Origin of the sequence: Sporosarcina limicola (genome assembly GCF_014873855.1) — a bacterium.
Classification (GTDB): domain Bacteria; phylum Bacillota; class Bacilli; order Bacillales_A; family Planococcaceae; genus Sporosarcina; species Sporosarcina limicola.
The window spans coordinates 1-26,203 of record NZ_JADBEL010000016.1 but is presented as its reverse complement, the minus strand read 5'-3'; the positions used below and the strand labels follow the sequence as shown (position 1 = coordinate 26,203).

Genomic DNA, 26,203 nt, shown 5'->3' with positions numbered 1-26,203 from the left:
GTGATGACAATGCGAGAAGAAAAACCGAAATCCCCTTCTCAGAAGAACAAGAGTGCAAAGACAAAAAGTTGGTTTTGGCCTGTAGTCTATTCGGGTATCGCGATCGTCTTCGTCGGCATGATTTGGGGTTATAATGCATTGCTGAAGGAAGATTCCCCAGGCTTGGCGGACATCGCAGGAAAGAATCCTAAAGATTCTGCAATTGTAGAAACAAATGCAGCAAAGGAGATGCTCAAATATCCGTTTAAAGAAACGCTCCTAGATGATGTGGCCGTTCTACAAGAATATTATGATGTCAAAGCGGATGAAACGATGCGTGAAAATGCCCTACTCGTTTTCGACCAGACGTATGAAGCGAATACAGGATTGTCAATTTCGGTAGAGGGTCAACCCTTCGAAATCGTCGCATCACTGAGTGGCACAGTCGAGAATATTATCACCGATCCATTTAAGGGAAGTGAAATTGTGCTGACACATGCAGACGGACTAAAAACAATCTATCGTTCCGTTACAGGAATACTCGTTAAAAAAGATGAAGAAGTACTCCAAGGACAACCAATTGCGACTTCTACAGAAAATGAATGGAACCCGACAGCGGGCATCCATCTCCATTTTGAAGTCCAAAAAAATGGCGTAACCGTTAACCCGCGTTCATATTTAGGATTCCAATAAGTAATTCCAAAGTTTATAAAAATGAGTTAAGTAATTCTAAAGTTTCCAGTAATAACACAAGCCATTCTCTGGTTACAGGGGGTGGCTTTTTTTTTGGAGGGACGACTAAAATCCCCCAATGGAGCGACCAATTCGCAAATCAATTGATACTGACTACATTCAAACACGCATAACCTATCAGTCGACCGCATAGAATAAAGGAAACTCGGAGTTGACAGGAAAGGAAGAGGGCGTGCACGAGCAAATACGGAGGCGATGCGTACACCTCGGGAAAATGTTACTAGAAACGGGGCTTACCGTAAGGGCACTGGCAAAAGTGACAGGTTATTCGAAAAGCACGGTCCACAAAGATCTAACGGAACGATTGCCAAACGTCGATGTGGCACTGTCTGAAGAAGTTGCCAAAATACTTGCCTATCACAAGTCGGTAAGACATCTACGGGGTGGAGAGGCAACAAGAATCAAATGGATAAATGAAACTAAAAAAGTGGGTAGCGTGGAGGTGTGACAACGGTGTCGCAACTTACATTGCGGCCCGTTTTTTAATAAACATAAATAAAAACAACTTTCAAGAAATTACTTTAAAGTATGTTCAATAGTAAATAACTATGGTAAAATCAGTAATTAGGAAGATATACATAAGTGGGAATAACCGATGATGTAGGTGGAAGGGGAAAAGGAAGAAATGTTTGCAAAAGATATCGGGATCGACCTCGGTACAGCCAACGTCCTGATTTATGTGAAAGGGAAGGGCATCGTAATCAATGAACCATCAGTCGTAGCGATTGATAGACACTCGAATAAAGTTCTAGCTGTCGGAGAAGAAGCCAGACAAATGCTCGGAAGAACACCCGGCAATATTATAGCAATCAGACCTATGAAAGACGGTGCCATCGCTGACTTCGATGTGACAGAAGCAATGTTGCGTCATTTTATCAATAAATTGAATGTTAAAGGATTTTTTTCGAAACCCCGAATTCTCATTTGTTGCCCGGCGAACATTACAAGCGTCGAACAGAAAGCAATCCGGCAAGCAGCTGAAAAGTCAGGAGGTAAAAAAATATATCTCGAAGAGGAGCCGAAAGTTGCAGCAATCGGTGCGGGAATGGATATCTTCCAACCGAGTGGCAACATGGTTATCGATATCGGTGGTGGTACCACGGACGTTGCAGTTCTATCAATGGGGGATATTGTCACTTCACAGTCCATCAATGCGGCTGGCGACGCCTTTGATAACGATATCACCCAATATATTAAACGAGAATATAAATTACTGATTGGGGAACGAACCGCGGAAAACATTAAATTCAACATAGGCACGGTTTTCCCAGGGGGACGTAAAGAACAAATGGACATAAGAGGACGAGACATAATGACAGGACTACCACGAACAATCACAGTCCATTCTGATGAAATCGGGAAAGTATTGAAAGAATCGATTTATATGATTGTCCATGCCGCAAAAAGTGTTCTGGAAAAAACACCACCTGAACTATCGGCTGACATCATCGATCGTGGTATATTCCTGACAGGGGGTGGGGCTTTGCTACACGGCATTGACCACTTGCTTGCTGAAGAGTTGAAAGTGCCTGTGTTCATCTCAGATAATCCGCTCAAATGTGTCGTAATCGGGACAGGTGTTTTATTAGACAGTATGGATAAACTGTCCAGTAAGTATTTATGAAAATAACAATAATTGAATAGGGAGGCATAAATATGTTCCGTGGATTTTATACAGCAGGATCAGGAATGATTGCACAACAACGAAAAACAGAAATGTTGGCAAACAACTTGGCGAATGCCAAAACACCAGGCTTTAAGGCAGAGAATTCGACCATCCGTTCATTTCCGGAAATGTACATGTCAAGTATTGAAACCGCACGCATACCAACAAAAAACGGTTTCCAGATGAAGGGCTTATCGCCTGCAGGATCGCTATCAACAGGTGTCTATATGCAAGAAACAATACCATCATTCGTACAAGGCCAATTGCAAGAAACAGGATTGACAACTGACGTAGCACTGATTGATGGGTATCTACCGACAAATGAAACGGGTACAAAAGGCGCAGTTTTCTTTAGATTAAAAAATGAAGATGGGCGCGAAATTTATACGAAAAACGGTAACTTTACAATTGACCCAAGCGGCTATTTAACGAATCCTACAGGACATTACGTTCTTAATAACAAGGGATCGCGCATCGCTTTGCAAAATGATGACATCCATATAACGGAGGAAGGCGTCATCATGTCAGACGATAAAGCAGTTGCAACACTTGGTATTGCATTTGCACAACGTCCTGATGCACTTATGAAGCAAGGGACCGGCATGTTTGTGACTGAAGATGGCGAAAATCTTCCAGGTGCAGCAGGTACTCAAGGTGTCACGTACTCGATGCAACAAAGATATCTAGAAAGTTCAAACGTAGATGCTGCGAGCACGATGACAGATATGTTGACGGCGTATCGTGCATTCGAAGCCAATCAGAAAATCCTTCAAGCCTATGATCGTAGCATGGAAAAAGCAGTAACAGAAGTTGGGCGTGTCAATTAACGATAAGCCATTCGAAAGGGGACGAAATACATGATTCGTACGATGACAACTGCAACAAACACGTTAAATCAATTGCAGCATAACCTCGATATTATCGGGAATAACCTCGCGAACTCTGCAACACATGGCTATAAAGCCAACGAGGCAAAATTCCATGAACTATTATATCAGCAATTCAATAACGACAAGGCGGATACAGCACCACGTCAATCCCCACTTGGCATCCGCTATGGAGCGGGCGCTGCCCTAGGACAAACGCAAATGAACTGGAAAGTCGGATCATTACAACAAACGGGACGTCAACTTGATTTTGCGCTGACGACACCGAAACAATACTTCAATGTCATCAGACCAGGTGACGGTGGAGAACAAACAGTTTATACGAGGCAAGGAAATTTCTACGTATCAGCTATCGCAAATGGACAGGCGATGTTAGTGAACGGTGATGGTTATCCAGTCGCTAACAGTTCAGGCCTTCCAATCACGTTTTCCGATGATATCGAAAGTTATTCGGTCAAAGCGGGTGGTGCCCTCGAATTAAAGCATAATAATGGTAGAATGGAAACAGTTAACTTAGGAGTCACAGTGATGAAACGTCCGAATCTCATGACGCGCCTATCTGGAACGTACTTAGGTCTTCCTGAAAACCTAGCGGATCTAGGTGTCACTAAACAAAATGTCTTGACGGACCTAAAGGGTGCAGCGAGAAACGAGATTGGAATGGAAAATAACACACTTGAAGGATCCAATGTCGATTATCAGAAAGAAATGACGGACCTTATCAGTGTTCAACGCTCTTATCAGTTCAATGCGCGGACAGTGACACTAGCGGATCAAATGCTTGGCCTGATAAACAGCATACGATGATAGAGAAGTGAAAGGTGCTATCTAGCCCCGTGGCACCTTTTGCAACTAGAGACTAGAGAACTAGGGAGTACTGGATATAATGGATGATAAATTGAACAATTCAAAACAGGAAGAATCGAAAAAAAGGCGGAGCACGATGCCAGCAACTCCAGCCTCACGTAGAGAGCGCAAGCATCGCAAGTATCGCAATCAGCGCAATGTTCAGGTTGAGGAAGAAACACTCAAAAAGACACTTTGGGTGCAAATCCGCATACTTCCAATTTGGCTTCGAATCTTACTGGTCCTATCGTTACTCACAGGAGTGGCGGTCATTGGGGCTATGATTGGCTATAGTTACATTGGCAACGGAGAGCCTGGAGATGTGCTGAAAAAAGAAACATGGACACATATATTCGATATCATCAAAGGGAAGGAGTCATGAGGACTCTTTCAATTTGGCTTGCAAAAAAGTACATATCGATTACAAAATAATATTCAGGAGGAATGGCATGCTAACAGCAGAACAGATACAAGCGATTTTACCACATCGTTACCCGTTTCTCATGGTAGATAGAATCCTCGAATTGGAAGAGGGAAAACGTGCAGTTGGCATAAAAAATGTAACCATCAATGAAGAGTTTTTCAATGGGCATTTCCCCGGCTATCCGGTCATGCCAGGAGTTCTTATCGTGGAAGCGCTTGCACAAGTTGGTGCTGTTGCGCTGTTGCTGAAAGAAGAGAACAAAGGACGACTAGGCTTTTTCGCAGGTATCGATAATTGTCGTTTCAAACGGCAAGTAACACCAGGTGATACGCTACGCCTTGAAGTAGAAATCATAAGACTCCGGGGAACAATAGCCAAAGGGAAAGCTGTTGCAACAGTTGATGGAGAAATCGCATGTGAAACAGAAATTACGTTAGCACTCGGTCCCGTCATTTCAAAAGAGGACTAAATTTGCGAACGACTTAAAATTTCGTTACAATGGTCAGCATAGTGCTATTTCCTAAATCCGAAAAGTACTTCTAAAGTGGGAGGTTTCAAATTAGTATGTTTAAAGTTCTATCTCCAAATATAAAAAGCAGTATTACAAGGTCAATTACACAGACCTTCGAGCAGTATATGAATGACATTGGATGGTCAGAAGAAGGGTTTAGCATTGATAATTATATGCTTAGCTGGCGCGAGTACATCACAACAAAAGCTCTCTGGTATTCAAAAGTTCCGGAAGAAATGAAGCATGATCCAAAATTCCATGAAAATCTTGCCCAGCGCATTAATGAAGTCATTGCCCGTGTACTGAGTGAACCACCATCCGAAAACCAAATTGCGGCAATTGAAATGATGCAAGAACAACTTAACATACATCATCAGTATGATTGTAAAGCTGAAGCAGTATACGTTGAGACATTACTTAAAAATCAATTGGAATCATAAAAAAATTCATGGATAGTTCCCTCTTTTTTGAACAACCTACAAAGTATCATACGGATTTGTATGGTAGATGGCTTGTGGAAGGGAGGGAACTATTCATGTTCAAAAAAGCGATACCGCTCGCTCTTATGTCGGGATTTATGCTCACAGCTTGTGCAAACAATGGTACTGTCCCGAAGAACAACGAAACTCCAATGGAAGACCGTACAAGGGACTGGACGCCTCGAGTGAATGATAAGCAGACAGGACCGAATTTAGACGGTCTCGATAACGGCCGGGATGTGAACGGTAATGGTGTAAATAACGGGGTCATCAATGATGGGAACACAACCACGCCACGTGATAATGTCATTATTGATGAAAACACGACTACTCCGAATGAGACAATTATCGAAGAAAATGTCAATCAGAATGGCAAAAATCGAAAGAACCGTTAACCACAAGCCGAAAAAACCGTCTCTGAAAATGAGACGGTTTTTTTGTTTATTTACTTAAGTAATTTGTGATAATCCCGCATTAATGAGTAGTAAGATTCCCTCTGCCTGAAGATTAAATTTATGGACAGGGTACCTTAAATCACTGAAGGTAATGATAAAATACATAATTTATATCCTGGTGCTTTCTGCTAGTCTTGGTAGCAACTGCATAGGTTGTCCTGTACTTCGAGAAACCCTCATTTCAAGGACATTAGGGAATCGAATGTTCGTGAAAAACTTCGACAGAACATAGTCGGAAATGCTGTAACTTCGTCTATGTGACTGGATCATACAAGCCTTTTAATCAAACAAATGGATATTCAATCATCCTTATCTTTCTTCAACCGCGGTCGAGAGCGCATATCAGATTCGAAACGATGCAAAAGTTGCTCTCCCTCAAGCCCTTCTCCTATTAATTCCTCCAAAAGCTGTTCTGCATATTGTGTTCGAACACGTTTCAATTGCCCTTTCAATAACACAGATAGATTGTCGCTGATTTGCGTCACTGCTTCGACAGCCACGCGAAATGAAGCAGGCTCGTTTTCTGGATATGAAATGACAACTTTCACTTCAAGTAATTCCTTATTCGCCATCCAATTTTCAAAAATCGAATAATGCTCCCGGTCGATAAACATTTCCAAAATCCACGTACGATGACTATTTTCTTGATTGATGATGATTCCGTCAATGAGCGGGAAATCCTGTACACAATTATCTTTCAAAATTCTGACAGATAACATTTTGAACGATTTCATCGAAGCCCACCCCATTCTTTTTCGTTTAATTATACCATAGGAAGAATGGCCGAATGAAAAAAAGAAAATATGCCAAAGTTGAATTATTACGAAATTACATCAATTCATTTAGAGCATAAGCCATAAGGTATTATGTAAAAATTTATCAATCAATAGCCTTACAAAATTAAACTTTACAGTCTTTAAACAGTATGAAAATTAAATTGTCGAACTTTGCTAATACTTACAAGATTTTAGTATGGTAAAGCCAATCAAACAGAAAGGAGGGATACAATTGAATCAGGTTGCACTTGTAGGACGTATTACGAAAGATCTGATCCTCAGAAGGGTTTCCGAGGGAAGGGTGCAAACAAGCTTTGTCCTAGCCGTAAATCGCAACTTCAAAAATCAGAAAGGAGAAGTAGATACGGACTTTGTTCTTTGTACGATGTGGGGTAAGCCCGCGGAAAATGCAGCAAAATATTGTGGCAAAGGATCTTTGATTGGCGTAGGTGGAAGAATTCAGTCTAGGTCATTTGAACGTGAAGATAAAAGCCGTGTCTATGTAACAGAGGTGATTGGTGAAGATATCCGTTTTATATCGACGAAACAACGTAGCCATGACAATTTATATGGTGAACATATCGAAACAACGGCATCACCATCAGTAGCGGAAAGTAGCGCAGAAGAACATTTTCATCTGCCGAATAAAGAAAAAGAAGGATTACCCATTTTTTAACTAGCACAAAGGAAGGAGAGAAACTACTCTCCTTCCCTGGTTACATGAGGGGTATTATAAAATTTTCTTCGTGCATAAAGGGCTGGTGAAGGCGTACCCAATAAGGAGGTGTTTGACCGGACAACAAACAGACCGGTGCCGTAATAATTAACTAAATATGGATAGGAAATGGATTCGAAGCTCAAGGCAACCGCTGAAGGCTGAATGTTATACGTGAGGAAAAGAACTTAATGGAAATAGGAACAAGGGCGGGGGTCCTCCTTTTTTCAGCTAAAAATGCGCTAGATGTATACAGGGACATCCGTGATGCGTAGACATATGGGTGAACGACAACGTTAATATCCGATGGGGTCGGATAATTATGACCATGAATAAAGACCGCAGTTGGAACCAGTGAATGTAGACCGTTATAGTTCTCTGGTTCCAGTCATGCGGAATAGACAGTAAGGGAAGTGTGGAAAATGACTACATTTGAAAAAGATATAAATCGAATGGAAGTGCAGATTGGTCAGCTCATTCGTATTGTAGCCAATCTGAATGATCGTCTCAATCGGTTTGAAGATACCGAGCGAAAGAAAAGAATGAAGGCTATGCATAAAATGTCAAATGCTGACCGCGCATGACCAATCTAACAAAAAGGAAAGAAAAAAATCCCCAGAGCTAATGTAACTCTGAGGTCTTCAAATACTTGAAATCAAGTATTTAACTAGTAAATGACAGCAGATTATCCAGTTCCGTGTCAGATAATTCAGATAACCACTGACTCGATTGGATAAGATCCGCAGATAGTGTAGCTTTCTCCTTCAACATCTTATCGATTTTTTCTTCAATTGTCCCAATGGTAACGAACTTATGGACGTGAACGAATCGTGTCTGGCCAATACGGTATGCTCGGTCGGTCGCCTGATTTTCAACTGCCGGATTCCACCAGCGATCAGCGTGCAGAACATGGTTTGCACCCGTTAAGTTCAAACCAGTACCTCCCGCTTTTAATGAAAGGATGAAAATCGGGAACTCTCCTTCCTGAAATGCTTCAACGAGACGATCACGTTGCCCTTTCGGCATGCTTCCTGTCAAGAATGGTACGTCAATGCCATGTAGTTCTGATAAACATTGACGAATTAGCTGACCCATGCCGATGTATTGTGTGAAGATGAGGCATTGTTCCTTATTCGCCGCAATATCTGCAGCCATTGATACGATTCGATCGAGCTTGTCGGATCTTGCTAGCATTTGTTCTGCCGGTGCATGCGGCTCTTTCAAAAACAGCGCAGGATGGTTACATAGTTGTTTTAATCTGCTAAGCATTTTCAAGATAAGCCCTTTCTTTTCAAAACCCGTCAATGTTTGCAACTTGAATTTTGTTTCTTCTAGAAAGCTTTCATATAATGCGGCTTGCTCAGTTGTTAAAGGACAGTATTCATTTTGTTCAAGTTTTTTCGGTAGATTCAGCTGTAAATCGGGATCACTCTTTGTACGACGCAGTAAGAATGGTCGAATTTTTGCTCGCAATTTCTGCTTGTCTGCTTCGGAATCATCACGTTCAATAGGAATAATGAAGTGATCTGTGAACTTCTTAAAACTTGCAAAATATCCTTTGTGGATGAAATCGAAAATCGCCCAAAGTTCAGATAACCGATTCTCAATTGGTGTTCCGGTTAGTGCGATGTGGTGCTTGCCATGAAGCTTCCGAATGATGCGTGACTGCTTTGTTTGCATGTTTTTAATGTTTTGGGCTTCATCAAGTGTAATGCTCGCAAATACGGTTTCCGCAAGCATATCCCCGTCCTGTGAAGCGGTACCGTACGTCGTTAGGATGACGTCGGGTTTCAGTTGGCCGATGAGTTCCTTGAAACCCTCGTCTTTAGTCCGCGTTGGTCCATAATGCGTATAGACGGAAAGGGACGGAGCAAACCGTTCAATCTCTTTTTGCCAATTTCCGAGAACACTCGTCGGGCAGACGATAAGTGAAGGGGAATCCGTTTCCACTCTTGCATGGATGTTCAGCAGATAGGCGATGAGTTGTACTGTCTTACCAAGGCCCATATCATCAGCCAGGCATGCACCGAAGTGATTTTCACGCATGAAGATGAGCCAGTTATAGCCATCCACCTGGTAAGGTCGGAGCTCTGCCTGCAAATCCGTAGGAATGCCAGCAGGGGGAAGTCCTTTTTTATCGGATAGCATCTCCATATAGCTTCGAAGAGATTTCTGCATGGTGAAAGCAAAAAGGGGATCATCTATTTCGTCGTCCATTTCCAGAGGAACAATCTCTTCAGGCATATCTTGGAAAAGAAGATCTTTAACTGTCCACTCTCCTGCGTCGGCTCGGTCCATTAGATTACGAATCTTCTTCAACCACAATGGATCGATATGAAACCACTCATCGCCAGAGCGGATATACTCTCGGTTTTCATCAACAAGTTTACGGAAAGCATTGGGGTCTATGTCATTGCCAGCAAGTGAAAAATTCCAATCGAATGATAATACTTCATCCAAACCGGTTGCGGATTTATACGATTGGATGCCGGCATTCGTCTGAATTCGCATTTTTGATTCTGTCACTGATTTTAGCCAAGACGGCAAGATAACGGGATAGCCGAAAGACTGTAACATTGGGAGGTCATCTTTGATAAATCCACGTACTTCGGGATCTGACATGGGTGTTGAAAGGAAACTTTCACCAGGGACGACATCGATTGAGCTGAGGAATGAAGCCATTTCGGATTGCCTCTTTACAATTTCACCTGCATACGGTTTCCACTTTGCTGGAAGTGCATCTTGGGCATCTGCGTGTATTCTTCGCGTAGCAGGCGTCCAATGGGCACCCCGTTCACCAACGATAACCGATTCAAGAAGCCATTCAGTGTCGGATTCAAATTCCGGTTCTGTTAGACGAAAAGCAACTCGAATTGGCATAGTTGAAACCGATTCGCCGGGCCATCCATAGTTCCGCAAATGGGGCAACAACGCAGAAAGTTGATCGGGATGGATGGTCGAATGGGTGAGCTTGTCGCGTACAGCATAGCTAATTATAGCGGCTGCATCTTCCGAAATACCTGTTTTCTCATTGTCAAAGCGGATAAAAGCTCCGTCAGCTTCCGCGTAATTCCATAATTCAGGATTCATCCAGGCATGAGCTGCCTCGTGAATGGAAGACAGATGCATCTCATCATCTTTGGAGAGCCCTTCAAATGAAACATAGGGGTGTATAATGGAAAAAGCTTGCATGAGCTGATCTGCACGTAAGTGGACTTCTTCACCCTCAGTGTTTGTATGGAGACCATACAAAGCTCGTTCATTGTTGAAAAACAAGAAAGAGACCAGTTCATCTGGATTTACAGTGTATCCCCTAGTATCCTTAGCGGAAATGGAAAATGTTCCTTCATCCTGAAATCGGATAGCTAATCGGAAAAGGCGGTTCAACGTGAATGTTCCGTTCATAAGTTCAGATTTCCTTTCTCCATTTCTTCCATCAATGCGCGGAGCCGACGGTTTTTTTCACGCACTGCATCAATGTACTGATTCCAAAAGTCGGTTTTCCCACTTTTTTTTGAACCGATTTTCATTTTCTTGAATAGTTTGACAGCACGTCGATAACTGTGCCGATTTTTTTCTTTTATAAAATGCATTGCATACGTGTGGAGAAGGGGCATGACAGCAGTCGGTTCTGTAGACAGTGCGACCTTTAGCCCTCCCTCTTCAGCTTCTTCATAAGAAACGCCATATCTATGCATAAGTGCCGCCCATTCAGTGAAACGTTCTCGTTCGACTAGAAAATCTGCATAGACGTCAACACCGGACTCACCGTAATACGCAAACATACTTTCACGGGCTTCCTCTGAAAAATCGGCCGCTTCAAGTAACCCATCGATATCACGCACGAAAAATGGACGATTTGCGAGAGGGACATCTTGTTTTAGATAATCACCGATAAAAGGTAACAGTGCTTTCATGATGATAGCGAGTGTTTCGGTTTCTTCATAACTTTCCGCAAGATGTGCGAGTGGGAGCCATGTAGCCACATTATCTGCTGATACATTGTCAACTAGTTTTGATAATTGGTCGTGTTTTCCTTGTAACAAGCTGAAAAATGCGATAAAAATATGGGCTTCCTCAGACTTTTCATTTGCAAGAATTGCTAATTCATCATTCCAAGCTGCGTCCATCGGGAAAAGATGTTGCCAAAAAAGACGATAGACACTAAATCTTTCGTCGAAGAGTTCGGAATTGTGAAGTGAAAATGTTCGGACGAGGTCTTTGATATGTTCATGGAAAGCATCTGCTTCAAATAGTTTTGGCTTCGCTCCAATGGCAGTAACGCTGTCACGAAGTTTATCTAGTTGTTCAACAAGCCAGTTTTGCACATACCATTTCCCGTGAAAAAAGGATTTTGTGTCGCCACCAAGATGTCCACTTACATAAGTCCATCCAGCATCCAATATATGCAATCGATAATAAAGTTCAAAAAGAGGTTTCCACTCCCATTCGAAGGGGGAAAGTGGAACCACTTTCTGATCAATCAATGATGATTCGTGGATGAACACCCCAGGATTTTCCGTCAAACTGATTGATCGAAGTGGTAGGGTTAAACGTGATAGCACGTTAATCCATGCTTTAGGCGTTCGTTCGGATATGGACAGCATCATTTTCTGTGCATCAGTTCGTCGCCATTCATGAAGCCAATCCGTCAATGAATGGAACTGGGAATAAAGATGAAAAACGACGGCTAAACGATGTGAACACCACGTATCTGAGCCACAAGTACAGTTTGTAGCAATCCGATCAAAAGACAGACGTACATGTTCAGATTCCACTCCAAGAAGAGTCACCAAGACAGCATCATCAGAGGTATCAAACCTGTAAGGGCCAACAGAGCCATTTCTGATTAGCGTCACAGCACGTCGTACCTCCAAAGCTTCGGTGTCAATCCCGGGTTGAAGGGCATGTTTAATAGTATTCATAAAAATATCTATTTCACTTTCGTGCAAGTAGGAAATACGTTCAACAGTCATTTGCATCGGATCACTCCCTCAGAAAAGCATTCCTTCTATTATAACGCTTTTAGACAGTGTCCGTAAATATTATTAATCTAATTCCTATTCTCGAGAATGTTTGTGAATCAAAGTTAAGAGCGATTTATTGGAATTAAGGAAGATTCTCCTGTCTTTTTCAGTTAAAGTGGAAGCCAGTGTGACAAATTCCCTTAGTTCGGCGCTGTCTTCAAATAATTGCCGATGTCGATCGATAAAACTATCCATATAACGTTCTTTCACTTCTAAAGCTTTAATTGGCTGCGACACTTCCGGATTTCTCACAGATTTTAATGGATCTCCGAGTACCATCGCAAGGAAATAATCATTAGGAATATCAAATGTTTCTTTCACGATAGGGAGTAGATCATTTGGGAAGCCCCGTTCATTTCTTTCATAGTTGGACAATGCAGCCGGTTCGATGTTCAGTTCAAGTGCAGCTTCTAGTTGTTTCATCCGTAAGTATTCTTCTCTATATTCTTTGAATTGTTTTCCAAAATGCATAATGGCATCCCTCTTTTTTCATAACCGTATAGAAATAAAAAGTTGTTTATATAGAAACCAACAAAATGTTATAAAAAATTAATAATATGTTGGTTTAAATGAAAAAAACGACTATTATTGTCAAAATAGTAGATATATTTAACTGTATTTAAGCAAATTATTTATGATAACGAGAGGAGGAGTGTGGATTGGAGGAGTTTGTTTTATATATACCTAAATTAGAGGAACAGTTTCATAAAAAGAAAGGTTTTCAAGAAAAAATTACAGAGGTGTCTTGCCAAGTAACCAAGCAGAGAAGTAATGCCATTTACGTTTTGGAGGAAAACAAACTTTATCTTAGCACAGTTTCTTTTGGAGCCATGCAATTCCAGTTTGTAGCGCTAGACTTTGACGATAACAAGATTACGTTTAAGAAGAAGAGGGATTCATCTGGGGATGTTCACCGTGGTTTATACGAATTGTTATCTTCGCTACAAATAGATTTTGCACCAGAAAATATGTCGTTTCTTATGGAGAGGCCCCAAAAGGAGAACCCTAAATCCGCAAACTAAATAGAATATATAAGTTGAACGAAAGATTTATACTTGAATAGTTGAAACAAACGCGTCAAACAAGCATATGTTGAATCAATAAAAATGTAAAACTTAAATTCAATTTATATAGATAAATAGGGTGTTAATAATTCGGATAACATCGTTCACAGAAAAGTCAGGTTTGTGATATAATGATGATAACCAGAGTATTAGATAATGGAGGGGGTAAGATGCTATCAATACAGCGCATAACACCATTTTACACGAGTCAAGAAGACTTTCGTCTTCGTCTAGTATTTGCCTATCAATATTTCTCTATTTTCAAAAGGGGAGAAGTGTTTCAATTCATCCCATCAGAAGGGAAAGAAATTATCATTAATATGAAGAGCTTGCAAGTCGAAAATTCAGGAGAAATATTTGTTTTCCAGCGGGGTAATCGGTTTATTCGATTTCCGCTCTATCAATTGCTTATCATCTCAGATCTTCCAATGTACTTGAGAACCATTATCGAAAGGGTAGTAAATACAAATGCAGGCACAAGCACAGAGGTGGAGATACCAGAAGCTATAGAAATCATCAGACAATTTGAAGCTGCTAATAGATTGCGAATGATCGATTATGCGCTCGAAACGAATAACATACTTTTGTTCAATGAATTAATGGAAGGACTGCAACAAAAATGAAAAGAGGCACATAACAAAACACCTGTCGTTAATCGTTTAACGGTGGGTGTTTTTAATTTGCTGAAATTATGTATTTCCCGCGCGCAAGCGACCAATCTAATGCCCCAAGCGACCAATCCCGCACGCAAACGACCAATCTAATGCCCCAAGCGACCAATCCCGCGCGCAAACGACCAATCTAATGCCCCAAGCGACCAATCCCGCGCGCAAGCGACCAATCTAATGCCCCAAGCGACCAATCCCGCGCGCAAGCGACCAATCTAATGCCTCAAGCGACCAATCCCGCGCGCAAGCGACCAATCTAATGCCCCAAGCGACTAATCCCGCGCGCAAGCGACCAATCTAATGCCCCAAGCGACCAATCCCGCGCGCAAACGACCAATCCAATGCCCCAAGCGACCAATCCCCTGCAATCAAGTTGCCTTACACTCCAGTGAAAAAGTGCAAACCAATCACGAAAATCGTAGAACCTGTCAAACCAAATAGAATATCCTGCCACGTTAATCCATAACTTTCGTTTTCATTCACACTAATCCGCTCCTTTGTCGATTTCCCGGGAAATAAGTTGCCTATCGTATCCCGAAGATTGGTCTTTTGTTTAAGGATATACAAAAAGCTTGTTTCTTAAACAATAATGAGTCTATTTCTACTACACTATATGAGGTATGTTATAAATTAACTCGCTATTTTTTTGTCTTTTAATATTGCAAATCTCACAGTCTTTGCTAAAGTAAATACTAATGGTTTAATAGACCACTATAAATTCACCCATGGATAATAGAAGGGGATGAACCTATTGTTTTTTGATTTTAAGTTTTGGCACTTTCTGACGAATACCCATCAATTGGCGAATCAACTTCAAACTTCGACGATGCGTGGCTTCAAAAAACGCATTCTTTTTGTCTTTTTTTTCGGAATACTTCTATTTTCTATCCGTGAAATTTGGGGAATGAACACAGAGTCAATCACAGCACTCCTTTCGTCGATGACGACTGCAGATTATGCAATTGCACGGTTCACATCGCTTGTAGGTGCACTCATTTGGTCGCTTGTTTATATGTCATTTCATTTCTTTGGCATTGCTTATCTTCTCAGCCTATTGACTGCAATTCCATTCAAAAAAGTATTGCCATTGCAATTGCTGATGACGGGCATCTTATTACTCGAAAAAGCAATTATCTTCTTCGTTTTTGTAATGAAAGGAGAGACGGCAAACGTATCATTTCTTTCATTCGGTCCGCTTGCAATTACGTACCTAGATAACTGGTACCTTGTCCTTTTTCTAAATCAATTGACTTTGACAACAGTACTTATAATCTTGCTTCAATATAGATTCATCCGCTCTTCAACAGATTCGGTTGAAAGGAAGGACATTCTCTGGCTATTACTTGGCATTCATATAGCAATGGCATTAATTACAGCAGCTATCGGGTTCATTCCAATAGAAAGATTATTTGACTTCATTGTTGGAGGAGGTGTCGGCATTGAATAAGGCACTGAATATCGCCATCGCCATTGTAATTAGTTTGTTTTTGACGGGGAATCTCTATCTTTTATTTTCGTCCAAAAGTGTTATTCCTAAATCAGTATATGTCGACCGTTACGAACGTATGACGAATGCTAACTATAGTGAAAAAATCGTTAAACAGGGATTTATTGCGCCAGAGGAAATTAATACCGTCTATATTGACGATGAAGATACAATAGATACTTGGCTTATTAAAGAGGGCGACCAGGTCAAGATGGGTGATAAAATCGCTTTGTTACAAATCAAACAGACGGAAGGGCAACGTGCTGTATGGGAAGCTGAACGTGAAGCATTTTTACAACAACAGTCTTCCTTGAAACGAACGATTGTCAATCTCAAATTTGAACGGCGAAAAGCGCAGTCAAAAAGCTCGTCAAATGTAAACCGTACCGATAACGCTACAAAAAACACAGATGATACAAAAGTGAAAGTCGGGTTAAACGTCAATGTTCAAGTGGATGTGAAACAAGAGGGAACATTTGCACAGGCAATTGCAGCTGCTGATCAGGAACTTGCAGATATTGAGCGTCAAATTACCGTTATTGAAATGCAATTGACAGAAAACCCATTGCATCCAGCACTTCTAAGCCCAGTTGAAGGTTTTGTATCTGAAGTGACACGTCGTGGTTCTAGACTAGCAGTAGATATTTTCAGTTCCCAACAAGTGATCGTTACTTATGCAAAGAATGACGAATGGAATAAGATTAAAATCGGCGATCCGGCAATCATTCAAATAAAAGGAATTACAAAAGTATTAAAAGGTACGGTTCAATCGGTTTCTCCTGTGCCAGCAGTCGAGAATAAATGGCTCGAAACATATAAATCACTAGACACCGCGAAAATTAAAAATTCGCTTGCTTATTATGAAGTCCGAATAGTACCGGATTCCAGTTTGGAAACGACACCTTTCGGAACAAACATAAGCGTGGATATCATCGTTAACAAAGCGATGGATACTCCTTCGGTGAAGGAAGAATGGCTCCATAATTTAAAAGAAGGAACTGCTGACATATGGTTTATCAATCCTAAAGGCCGTGCCGAAAAAGTTGAAATCGTGACATCTTTCTCTTGGGAAAAACGTGCAGTCGTAACGAAAGGTCTCCAACTCGGCAGTGTCGCCCTCTATGAACCTACGCTTTATGTGTATGATTATGCACCAGAAATTTTCCTGCCGTTCCCTGCGGACATACCAAAAAAGAGTGAATGGAAAACATTCGGCTGGAAAAACTATGCGAAATATTTGTTGGTCAAATAAAATTCGAAGCCCTGCATTTGCGGGGTTTTTTCTATGCTTAATCTGAATCTACAGGACTAGATTTCTATTGGTTGTATACTATTGTTCTAAATTATTTTCAGAATAATGAATGCCTTATGAAAAAAAGTTGGATGATTAATGGTCTATTTCCAAGTACCCTGCAATATGTTCTACCTACCGCACAATTTACACGAGTGCAAATAAAAAGCAAAGGGGAAATGGAAATTGAAGCAGAATAAATTCACTAAATTTTTCAGTGTAATCCTCGCTTTCACAATGGTCCTTTCATTACTGACGCCGATGGTGGCATCGACAAACGCAGAAGCGGCAAAGTCATTTAAGCAGAACAATCAGAATGAAAGCATCTTGCAGCAAAAAGCGGCCATCGCAGAACAACTGGATTTGTTAGACGGCGGTGCGAGACTCCATGAAGAACTACAAAATATCTCGGGTAATCAAGAGGTAGCGGTTATCGTACATTTATCCGAGAAATCTGTAGCGCTTGAACAGGGCTTGAAAGAGCTTGCTGGTCAAAAATTCACTGCTGCCGAAGAGACAAAAGTCAAGGCGAAAGTGAAAGCGCAACAAGCTATGTCAAAAAAAGAGATGACAGTAAAAAATATCGACTTTAAAGCAGGTTACACATTCGAAACAGTGTTAAATGGCTTTGCAGCAACTGTCAAAGCGGATGACATTAAGAAACTACTCGACATTTCAGGCGTTACATTGGTCGAACCTGACAAAACCGTATACGCATCGGAAGATTCAAAATCAAAGGCATCATCCGAACTGATTAAGAAGGATGACATCGAGGCGGCCATGAACACCAGCATTTCATTCCTCGGAATCGACAAGCTTTGGAAAGAAGGCTACGAAGGACAAGGCATCAAAGTAGCTGTCATTGATACCGGAATCGACAAAAATCACCCGGAATTCGCAGGTATTTATAAAGGCGGGAAAAACTTTGTCCCTCACACGGGCAACGATTATGCTCGTTCACGCGCGGACAATGATCCATCCGAGACATCCCCAAAGGACCGTCCAGCGAATCGCCCGGAATTCAATGAAAAAGGAAATGCATTCTATACTTCCCACGGCACTCATGTAGCAGGGACGATTGCGGCAATCGGTGCCAATAAATACGGCATCAAAGGAATCGCACCGAAAGTGGACCTCTACGCTTATCGGGTACTTGGAGCATATGGTAGTGGAGCGACTTCAGGCATCATCAAAGCAATTGATACGGCAGTCCAAGAAAAGATGGATGTCATTAACCTATCGCTCGGTGGTGGAGTTAACTCCGAAACAGATGGAGGATCATTTGCCATCAACAATGCCATGCTTGCAGGTACAATTTCAGTCATTGCAACAGGCAACTCAGGTCCAAAACGCGGAACGATGGGAACGCCATCGACAGCACGACTTGGAATTGCAGTCGGGAACACCACAAATCCTGAAACGAAATACAACGGGAAAGCAAACGTCACAGTAGGTAACTATAATCTTTCCAAACAACTGAACCTGATGGGAACGACTTTCGGTAAAAGTCTTGCAACACAACTCTCAGGCGAGTTCGATATCGTCGCAGTTCCCGGAGTAGGTAAAGCGACAGATTACACTGGCATTGATGTCCATGGCAAAGTTGCGCTCATCTCACGTGGGGATCTTACGTTTGCTGATAAGATCGCATTCGCCAAAGAGAACGGAGCAGCAGCGGCAATAATCCACAACTTCGCCAGCGGAACGAATGCGCCGGCTGAATCTGGGACATTTCTTGGCGACTCATTCGCCTTTATTCCGACATTCGATTTGTCGCAAACAGACGGCGATGCAATCCGCGCGGCACTTAAAAACAGTGGTGGCAAAATCTTATTTGGTGATTTTGCGTCAACAACGACACTGGGCGATGATGTCAACGACTCAAGTTCACGTGGTCCATCCACTCCGAACTCCGACATCAAACCTGATGTTGCCGCACCTGGAACCAATATCATATCAACGATGCCAATGTACAAAGCAGATTTCCCAGATGCAGTATATGATGAAGCATATGATCGAAAAACAGGGACTTCCATGGCAACACCGCATATCGCAGGAATCGCGGCACTCGTTAAACAAGCAAATCCCAATTGGAACGCGTTTGACGTGAAGGTCGCACTTTCTAACACAGCAAAAATTCTCGAACCAACAAAATACGACGTCTTCTCACAGGGAGCCGGACGTGTAGATGCATACTCGGCTGCACACCCGAATGCTCTGGCTTATGCCATCGACACGGCAAATAACGACGGGACTCAAGTGAAAAATCTCAAAGGGACGGTCACATTCGGTCCTCAATCACTGGCAGAAGATCTCTCTGTCACAAAACAGATTCTTGTAAAAGACCTAAAAGGTAAAGGTGGGAAATTCGATGTATCTGTTACTGTCACAAAAGGATATTCTGATGCAAAACTGACAATTGACAAACCATCCTTCACATTGGCTGGGGAACAATTGTTGAATGTCACATTGACGGCATCGAAGAAAGCAACAGTGAACATCGGGGATGAACTTCTTGGCTATATTCACATCGAAGGTGCGAGCAATGAGATTTCATTGCCATTCGCAGCCGATTTTGGCGGAGCGGCGGCAGCCCAAATCAAAGACTTCACCATTACGGAAACAGACCTCTCCTTCAATGGCGACGGTGTGAAAGATGAAGCGTTGATTACATTTACGGTGACTGATGATTTAGAGAGGAACTTCCTTGAAATCTGGAATATTATGGATCCAGAAGGCGGGGAATTCGCTGATGGCTATATTGGCTACTTGCATGCAGGTACATCGCTTGGCAAAGGAACATACACATTGGCTGTGAAAGGTCAGTACCGTCCTTGGACAAACGGTGCTCAACCGACAACCATTCCTGATGGGCTCTACACATTCGATTTTAATGGAAAACCAGTTTCCGGCAATCCACCCATCATCGGAGACTATGTTGGCCCAATCGTTGTGAAATCAAAAGCAGGTACAATCGAAGGAACAATTGTAGGAAAGACAGCAACAGGTAAAATCATTGACAAATATGTTGACTACCAGGAAGAACTTGTGAAATACGGGATGGATTATGACATCAATACGAAATTGAAGGCAACATTCGAAGTGTCAGAAAACAGTGTTGTAAAATCATCAGGAGCCGTGAAACTTGCGCAAGACGGATCCTTTTCATTTGACGTAGGCACGTTGAATCTCGCAACGGATACTGTCAAAGTGAAATATGTCGACGCTGCAGGCAATGCGGCGGAACATATGCTAGTTGGTGATGGGCATACCGTTCAGTATTCTGTTAATAAAGACAATCTTGCACTGCAAATCGGTGACGCAGAACAACTAACAGTAACTGAAACGACAACAAAATCGGACGGAACGAAACAAGAAAAAGACGTCACGGCAGAAGTTGTATTCCAAAGTACCGATGAAACAATTGCTACAGTCAAAAAGGGTAAGGTCACAGCAGTCGGTGCAGGGGAAACCAAAGTAACAGCTAGCTACAAGGACTTCACGCAGATTATCACAGTAAAAGTGACGAAAGTTGGCCAAGATGTCATCACTTATTCTATGAATAAAACGAGCTTAACCCTCGGAATTGGCCAGCAAGAACAACTCATCATTACTGAAACAACGATGAAACCCGATGGACAAATTGTGAATAAAGATGTGACAGCAAAAGGAAAGTATAGCGTCGTTAACACCCAAGTTGCGACAGCTCAAAAAGGCCTCGTCACAGCAAAGACGGTCGGTAAAACGCAAATACGCGTCACGATTCCAAACGGAGAGACAATGTTTGTTGACCTTGAAGTAATAACTGCTCCGCAAGACATCGTCTCCTATTCAGTGAATAAAACGAGCTTAACCCTCGGCGTTGGTCAGCAAGAACAACTCATCGTTACTGAAACAACGATGAAACCCGATGGACAAATTGTGAATAAAGATGTGACAGCAAAAGGAAAGTATAGCGTCGTTAATAACCAAGTTGCGACAGCTCAAAAAGGTCTCATCACAGCAAAGGCGGTCGGTAAAACGCAAGTACGCGTCACGAGTCCAAACGGAGAAACAGTATTTGTCTACCTTGAAGTAATAGAAATTCCAAAAGACGTCGTAACGTATTCCATCGACAAAGAAAGGCTAGCACTTAAAGTCGGTGAACAAGAGCAACTAACCGTCACCGAAATAACAACAAAACCAAGCGGCCAAATCAGTAAAAAAGACATCACAGCGACAACAAATTTCAGAGTCGTCAATAATGACATCGCATCAGTTCAAAAAGGCCTCGTCACAGCAAAAGCAGTGGGTAAAACACAAGCGCGTGTCAATATTTCAGGACAAGACGCAACCCTTGTCTACATTGAAGTGACAGAAATTCTAAAAGACGTCGTAACGTATTCCATCGACAAAGAAAGGCTAGCACTTAAAGTCGGTGAACAAGAGCAACTAACCGTCACCGAAATAACAACAAAACCAAACGGCCAAATCAGTAAAAAAGACATCACAGCGACAACAAATTTTAGAGTCGTCAATAATGACATCGCGTCAGTTCAAAAAGGCCTCGTCACAGCAAAAGCAGTGGGTAAAACACAAGCACGTGTCAATATTTCAGGACAAGACGCAACCCTTGTCTACATTGAAGTGACAGAAATTCCAAAAGACGTCGTAACGTATTCTATCGACAAAGAAAGGCTTGCACTCAAAGTCGGTGACCAAGAGCAACTAACTGTAACTGAAATAACAACAAAACCAGACGGTCAAATCAGTAAAAAAGACATCACGGCGACAACAAATTTCAGAGTCGTCAATAATGACATCGCGTCAGTTCAAAAAGGTCTTGTCACAGCAAAAGCAGCGGGTAAAACACAAGCACGTGTCAATATTTCAGGACAAGACGCAACCCTTGTCTACATTGAAGTGACAGAAATTCCAAAAGACGTCGTAACGTATTCCATCGACAAAGAAAGCCTTACACTTAAAGTCGGTGACCAAGAGCAACTAACCGTAACTGAAATAACAACAAAACCAGACGGCCAAATCAGTAAAAAAGACATCACAGCAGATTCCGAATTCAAACTTGCGCACAACAAAGTCGTCAAACTGAAAAAAGGGCTAGTCTCAGCGGTAGGACCTGGCAAAACATTCATTACAATAACACACCAGGAATTCACAGCCACAGTTTATGTAACAGTTGTAGCAACAGAAACAAAGGAAGAAGGGGAAATACAGCCACAAGTAGACACATATATCACAGATTAAATGAACAACAAAAAGCATCCTTGATATCATTGTAAATGGTGCAGATAGTGTTATCGACTAAATGATAAGGGAATTCCCGATTCTTCCATTTCGGGAATTTCCTATTTTTCCATTCAGCAGAGGGGTATGCCTTGTAGTTAAGGGTATACAATAGTATATATAGTATATATAGGGGAACTTATTCAAAAAGGAAGTGCATCGATGACAGACTTGAATGTGAAAGTACGTAATTTGCTCAACCAAACATTGCAGCCACAAAACGTGGGAGCCAGAGCAGCAACCAGGGAAAAGAAGTATAAAACATCATCCGAACCGGTAAAAGACTACGTGGTACTCGATTTTGAAACAACCGGATTTCGGGCTGGAGCGGATCGGATTATTCAAATTGGTGCCATTAAATTTGTCAATCACGAACAGACAGACCTGTTCAATACATTTGTCAATCCGAAATGCCATATACAAGCATCCATCACACGACTCACGGGTATTACAAATGAGATGGTCGAAACGGCACCTAGTATTGAAGACAAAATCGAAGAATTACTTAACTTTATCGATGATTTTCCAATCATTGCTCACAACGCTTCATTCGATATGGGATTTCTTTATGCACTCGACAACATTGAAGACATCAGTATTCCACAATATACCGTCATCGATACAGTCCAACTTGCACGGAAAATAATTACCGAAACACCGAACCATAAACTGACAACACTAACCAAATTTCTTCAACTCGAACATGATGCCCACGATGCGATTGGCGACTGTATCGCGACAGCTGCGATTTACCAATATTGCATGCAGAGACATCTTTAAATTTCCCGCGCATAAACGGCTATGTTATCTATAGTGATTGGCGGCTTTTTGTTATAATGAGGACATCGGATTTACAGAATGGAAATGGGGCGATTTACAATGAAAAAAAGTGTCTTCACAATCTGTTTTGCATTACTCATCAGCATCATTTCCAGCATGCTGACAACCGAAGCAACGGAAGCAACGGAAGCAACGGAAGCAACGGAAGCAACGGAAGCAACGGAAACAACGGAAACAACGGAAGCAACCGAAGCAATGGAAACAACCGAAACAACCGAAACACCGGAAACAACGGAAGCACCGGAAGCAACAGGGGAAACTCAGGATCGTTTTGTTGGACTCCACGATCGTCTACTTCCAATTAAAGACGTACGTGTTATTGACGGCGATACAAAAGTACCTCTAGTGGAAATCGCCAAATCGCTTTACATCCCACACGAAGAAACGGATGGCATCACGTATATCCGAAAACGTGGTACTGAAATCACATATAATCACGAAACGAAAGTAACAACACAAGACGGCACTGAAATTGACTGGTCCCCAATCGTCGATATTGAAGGGACACTCTTCATCAGTGTGAAATTCATCGCACGCGAAATTGGATTCGAAATAGAATACATCAAAGAATTAAAAACGCTTCGCATCTACAATAATGACTACGACCATATGAACGTTGCCGATTACATCAAGCACATCCAAAAGTCGTTGGATAAAAAACAAATACCCAGCAAAACACATAAACCACATAAACCAGTTCCCGCTAGGAAAGCGATTGTCTACTTGACATTCGATGATGGACCTAATAAATTCACAACCGCCAACAATGCCACACTAAAAAAGTATAATGTCCAAGGAACATTCTTCTTCCTCGGAAAACATATGAAAAACAACGAAAAAATCGTATCCACGGTTGCAGAAGATGGCCACTACATCGGCACACATAGCATGACGCATAACCACAAGAAAGTATATAAATCATCGCAATCATTTATTGATGAAATGAACGAAGGAACAATGCTCATAAAAAAAATGACCGGCAACGATGCCAAATTGCTTCGCGTCCCATATGGCAGCGCGCCACACATCACGCCCGCCATGCTAAAACAGCTCAACAAATTCGGCTATAAAATGTGGGACTGGGACGTTGACTCCAATGATTGGAAATACACGGATAAACAAGCCAGTCAAATTGTCAAAAACGTCCGTTCAGGCGTCGAAAAAGCATACAAATACGGTGACCGCAATATCATCATACTAATGCACGATCGAAGCCAAACAGCCAAAGCCCTCCCGCAAATTATCGAGTGGCTCCAAAAAGAAGGCTACACCATCCAAACATACGAACCTAAAAATCATATCATCCAAAACTTCTTACACGATGGATCACTCTAAACTAAAAAAAACCGCCCATCTAGGGCGTTTTTTTTTGCACTCCCATCGAAGCGACTGATCCCACCACCGAAGCGACTGATTCACCCATTGAAGAGACCAATTCCCCCATCGGAGCGACCAATTCCTCCATCGAAGCGACTGATCCCACCACCGAAGCGACCAATCTTTCCATCGAAGCGACTGATTCCCCCAACGAAGCGACCAATTCCCCCATCGAAGCGACTGATCCCACCACCGAAGCGACCAATCTCTCCATCGAAGCGACTGATTCCCCCATCGAAGCGACTGATCCCACCACCGAAGCGACCAATCTCTCCATCGAAGCGACTGATTCCCCCATCGAAGCGACTGATCCCACCACCGAAGCGACCAATCTCTCCATCGAAGCGACTGATTCCCCCATCGAAGCGACCAATCCCCATCGAAGCGACCAATCCCCATCGAAGCGACCAATTCCCCCATCGAAGCGACTGATTCCTCCATCGAAGCGACCAATCTCCCCCAAAGAAATCAATTTTTCAATCGCAAAATTCAAATTTACCCCCATTTCAGCCATACACAATTCGGGTTTGCCAAAAACTATATTAACTTCTTCATTACTCTGATAACCTATCTACGAGGTGATAAAAATTATCTACAAACAACGATCCATGCCCAAGAAAATAACCGGCTATTATGCCCTGATTCGACGTCTACATCCAAGGCACGAAAAATCATCAAGAATCATTGAAGATTACAAAAACAGAAAAGCTGGATTCGGTGGTGAAAAACACTTTGACAAACAAATGCTTGAATTCCGACCGCCGTACCCACACGCAATCTTGCATGATGTCTGCTTAAAACACGATGGAATCTATTTTCAAATGGATTCTATCCTTATCACACCCGAATCCATCAACATTTTTGAAGTTAAAAACATCGCTGGTAAAATCATCGTCACAGCCGACCCTACACAATTCATTAAAGTGTTGCCGTCAGGAGAGAGGAAAGTAATCAAGAATCCCATCATCGAACTCGACCGAAAAAAGTTCCATCTAACAAACTGGCTGAAACAGCGAAATATCGATATGCCAATTATCGGAATGGTTGTTTTCGCATATTATAACGAACTTTCTGTAGAAGTAATCCCGGAAACTGAAATCATGTTTGCCTATGAAGTTCCAAGTTATCTCAGAAAACTAGTCATCAAAAATAAAAATCTCGACAAACACAAAATCCGTAAATTAGCAATTGAACTAAAAAACAACCACCTAGAATACAATCCATTCCCGATGATAAAAAATCTAGACATCGCTCAAATCGATATTCTATCAGGTGTCATCTGTAACGTTTGTGGACATTACAACATGCTTTGGGTCAAGAAAAAGTGGAATTGTCCAAGATGTGGCCATACGGAAACAAGATGGCAAACCGACATCCTATCCGACTGGCTCTGCCTGATTGATAACAAAATAAGTAACCAACAATTCAGAAGTTTCGCCCTCCTGCCCAACCAACAGGTTGCCAAAAGACTCCTCAATCACCCGAATCTTTCGCCAAAAGGCAAGGGGAGAGGGAGCTACTATGTAATGAATCCTAAAATAATCATAGAGAATGAAACGCTTCATGACATTTGAAGCGTTTTTTTGTTGTGTGCCCGGCATGGGTAATCGCTAGGTGGTGAAAGTCCACTACAGGCTTGGCAGTAGGAACTGTTAGCAGAAGGCAAGGGTGTCCTC

At 42.0% G+C, this 26,203-nt stretch carries 24 protein-coding genes; 19 read left to right on the top strand and 5 right to left on the bottom strand.

Features of this window, described 5'->3' with window-relative positions; all coding sequences use genetic code 11:
- The first annotated feature begins 9 nt into the window (after positions 1-9).
- The 9 genes from H4683_RS13705 to H4683_RS13665 all read left to right on the top strand — a co-directional run bounded on the left by H4683_RS13705 (position 10) and on the right by H4683_RS13665 (position 5,940).
- Positions 10-672, top strand: a complete 663-nt coding sequence (locus H4683_RS13705) for a M23 family metallopeptidase (RefSeq protein WP_192599390.1) — start codon at positions 10-12, stop codon at positions 670-672.
- A gap of 232 nt (positions 673-904) precedes the next feature.
- The gene (locus tag H4683_RS13700) at positions 905-1,180 is read left to right on the top strand and encodes a sporulation transcriptional regulator SpoIIID (RefSeq protein WP_192599456.1); all 276 of its coding nucleotides are present in this window, start codon (positions 905-907) and stop codon (positions 1,178-1,180) included.
- Positions 1,181-1,357: 177 nt separating this feature from the next.
- Positions 1,358-2,356, top strand: a complete 999-nt coding sequence (gene mreB, locus H4683_RS13695) for a rod shape-determining protein (RefSeq protein ID WP_192599389.1) — start codon at positions 1,358-1,360, stop codon at positions 2,354-2,356.
- A 32-nt stretch (positions 2,357-2,388) separates the two neighbouring features.
- Positions 2,389-3,225 carry a flagellar hook-basal body protein gene (locus tag H4683_RS13690; RefSeq protein WP_192599388.1) on the top strand — a complete coding sequence of 279 codons (837 nt, stop codon included), beginning with the start codon at positions 2,389-2,391 and terminating at the stop codon, positions 3,223-3,225.
- A gap of 30 nt (positions 3,226-3,255) precedes the next feature.
- The gene (locus tag H4683_RS13685; protein WP_192599387.1) at positions 3,256-4,092 is read left to right on the top strand and encodes a flagellar hook-basal body protein; all 837 of its coding nucleotides are present in this window, start codon (positions 3,256-3,258) and stop codon (positions 4,090-4,092) included.
- Positions 4,093-4,171: 79 nt separating this feature from the next.
- Positions 4,172-4,513, top strand: coding sequence for a DNA-directed RNA polymerase subunit beta (locus H4683_RS13680; protein WP_225942091.1), 342 nt, complete (start codon positions 4,172-4,174; stop codon positions 4,511-4,513).
- Positions 4,514-4,580: 67 nt separating this feature from the next.
- The gene (gene fabZ, locus H4683_RS13675) at positions 4,581-5,024 is read left to right on the top strand and encodes a 3-hydroxyacyl-ACP dehydratase FabZ (RefSeq protein WP_192599386.1); all 444 of its coding nucleotides are present in this window, start codon (positions 4,581-4,583) and stop codon (positions 5,022-5,024) included.
- Positions 5,025-5,119: 95 nt separating this feature from the next.
- The gene (locus H4683_RS13670; protein ID WP_192599385.1) at positions 5,120-5,506 is read left to right on the top strand and encodes a hypothetical protein; all 387 of its coding nucleotides are present in this window, start codon (positions 5,120-5,122) and stop codon (positions 5,504-5,506) included.
- Between the two features lie 95 nt (positions 5,507-5,601).
- Entirely contained in the window at positions 5,602-5,940 is a 339-nt protein-coding gene (locus H4683_RS13665; RefSeq protein WP_192599384.1) for a hypothetical protein, read from the top strand.
- A gap of 359 nt (positions 5,941-6,299) precedes the next feature.
- Here the strand turns inward: H4683_RS13665 and H4683_RS13660 are convergent, their stop codons facing one another.
- A complete protein-coding gene (locus H4683_RS13660; RefSeq protein WP_192599383.1) occupies positions 6,300-6,734 on the bottom strand; it encodes a YwpF family protein in 435 nt (144 codons plus the stop codon).
- 274 nt (positions 6,735-7,008) lie between these two features.
- On the opposite strand from H4683_RS13660, the gene H4683_RS13655 reads away from it, so the two are divergent.
- Both H4683_RS13655 and H4683_RS13650 read left to right on the top strand, forming a co-directional pair.
- On the top strand, positions 7,009-7,452 hold the full coding sequence (locus H4683_RS13655) for a single-stranded DNA-binding protein (protein ID WP_192599382.1): 444 nt from the start codon (positions 7,009-7,011) through the stop codon (positions 7,450-7,452).
- A gap of 461 nt (positions 7,453-7,913) precedes the next feature.
- Positions 7,914-8,075 (top strand): hypothetical protein, encoded by a 162-nt coding sequence (locus H4683_RS13650; RefSeq protein ID WP_192599381.1) that lies wholly within the window; start codon positions 7,914-7,916, stop codon positions 8,073-8,075.
- A 79-nt stretch (positions 8,076-8,154) separates the two neighbouring features.
- On the opposite strand, the gene H4683_RS13645 is transcribed toward H4683_RS13650, so the two are convergent.
- The 3 genes from H4683_RS13645 to H4683_RS13635 form a co-directional block, all read right to left on the bottom strand.
- Positions 8,155-10,896 (bottom strand): DEAD/DEAH box helicase, encoded by a 2,742-nt coding sequence (locus tag H4683_RS13645; RefSeq protein ID WP_192599380.1) that lies wholly within the window; start codon positions 10,894-10,896, stop codon positions 8,155-8,157.
- A complete protein-coding gene (locus H4683_RS13640; RefSeq protein ID WP_192599379.1) occupies positions 10,893-12,473 on the bottom strand; it encodes a hypothetical protein in 1,581 nt (526 codons plus the stop codon). The genes H4683_RS13645 and H4683_RS13640 overlap by 4 nt, the downstream gene beginning before the upstream one ends.
- 78 nt (positions 12,474-12,551) lie before the next feature.
- Positions 12,552-12,989 carry a helix-turn-helix domain-containing protein gene (locus H4683_RS13635; protein ID WP_192599378.1) on the bottom strand — a complete coding sequence of 146 codons (438 nt, stop codon included), beginning with the start codon at positions 12,987-12,989 and terminating at the stop codon, positions 12,552-12,554.
- A 188-nt stretch (positions 12,990-13,177) separates the two neighbouring features.
- Here H4683_RS13635 and H4683_RS13630 point away from each other — a divergent pair, with 188 nt between their 5' ends.
- The 7 genes from H4683_RS13630 (at position 13,178) to H4683_RS13600 (ending at position 24,485) form a co-directional block, all read left to right on the top strand.
- Positions 13,178-13,540: a hypothetical protein gene (locus tag H4683_RS13630; RefSeq protein ID WP_192599377.1), complete on the top strand. Its 363-nt coding sequence runs from the start codon at positions 13,178-13,180 to the stop codon at positions 13,538-13,540.
- A 212-nt stretch (positions 13,541-13,752) separates the two neighbouring features.
- Positions 13,753-14,205, top strand: coding sequence for a transcriptional regulator (locus H4683_RS13625; RefSeq protein WP_192599376.1), 453 nt, complete (start codon positions 13,753-13,755; stop codon positions 14,203-14,205).
- Positions 14,206-15,001: 796 nt separating this feature from the next.
- Complete coding sequence (locus H4683_RS13620; protein WP_192599375.1) at positions 15,002-15,697, top strand: hypothetical protein; 696 nt, start codon at positions 15,002-15,004, stop codon at positions 15,695-15,697.
- Positions 15,690-16,988 carry an HlyD family secretion protein gene (locus tag H4683_RS13615; RefSeq protein WP_192599374.1) on the top strand — a complete coding sequence of 433 codons (1,299 nt, stop codon included), beginning with the start codon at positions 15,690-15,692 and terminating at the stop codon, positions 16,986-16,988. Before H4683_RS13620 ends, H4683_RS13615 begins: the two co-directional genes overlap by 8 nt.
- A gap of 225 nt (positions 16,989-17,213) precedes the next feature.
- Positions 17,214-22,271, top strand: a complete 5,058-nt coding sequence (locus tag H4683_RS13610) for a S8 family serine peptidase (RefSeq protein WP_192599373.1) — start codon at positions 17,214-17,216, stop codon at positions 22,269-22,271.
- A 201-nt stretch (positions 22,272-22,472) separates the two neighbouring features.
- Positions 22,473-23,090 (top strand): 3'-5' exonuclease, encoded by a 618-nt coding sequence (locus tag H4683_RS13605; protein ID WP_192599372.1) that lies wholly within the window; start codon positions 22,473-22,475, stop codon positions 23,088-23,090.
- A gap of 99 nt (positions 23,091-23,189) precedes the next feature.
- Positions 23,190-24,485, top strand: a complete 1,296-nt coding sequence (locus H4683_RS13600; RefSeq protein WP_192599371.1) for a polysaccharide deacetylase family protein — start codon at positions 23,190-23,192, stop codon at positions 24,483-24,485.
- Between the two features lie 19 nt (positions 24,486-24,504).
- On the opposite strand, the gene H4683_RS13595 is transcribed toward H4683_RS13600, so the two are convergent.
- Positions 24,505-25,020 carry a hypothetical protein gene (locus tag H4683_RS13595; protein ID WP_192599370.1) on the bottom strand — a complete coding sequence of 172 codons (516 nt, stop codon included), beginning with the start codon at positions 25,018-25,020 and terminating at the stop codon, positions 24,505-24,507.
- 115 nt (positions 25,021-25,135) lie between these two features.
- Between H4683_RS13595 and H4683_RS13590 the strand changes: the two genes are divergently transcribed.
- Positions 25,136-26,101 (top strand): nuclease-related domain-containing protein, encoded by a 966-nt coding sequence (locus tag H4683_RS13590; protein WP_192599369.1) that lies wholly within the window; start codon positions 25,136-25,138, stop codon positions 26,099-26,101.
- Positions 26,102-26,203: the final 102 nt, after the last annotated feature.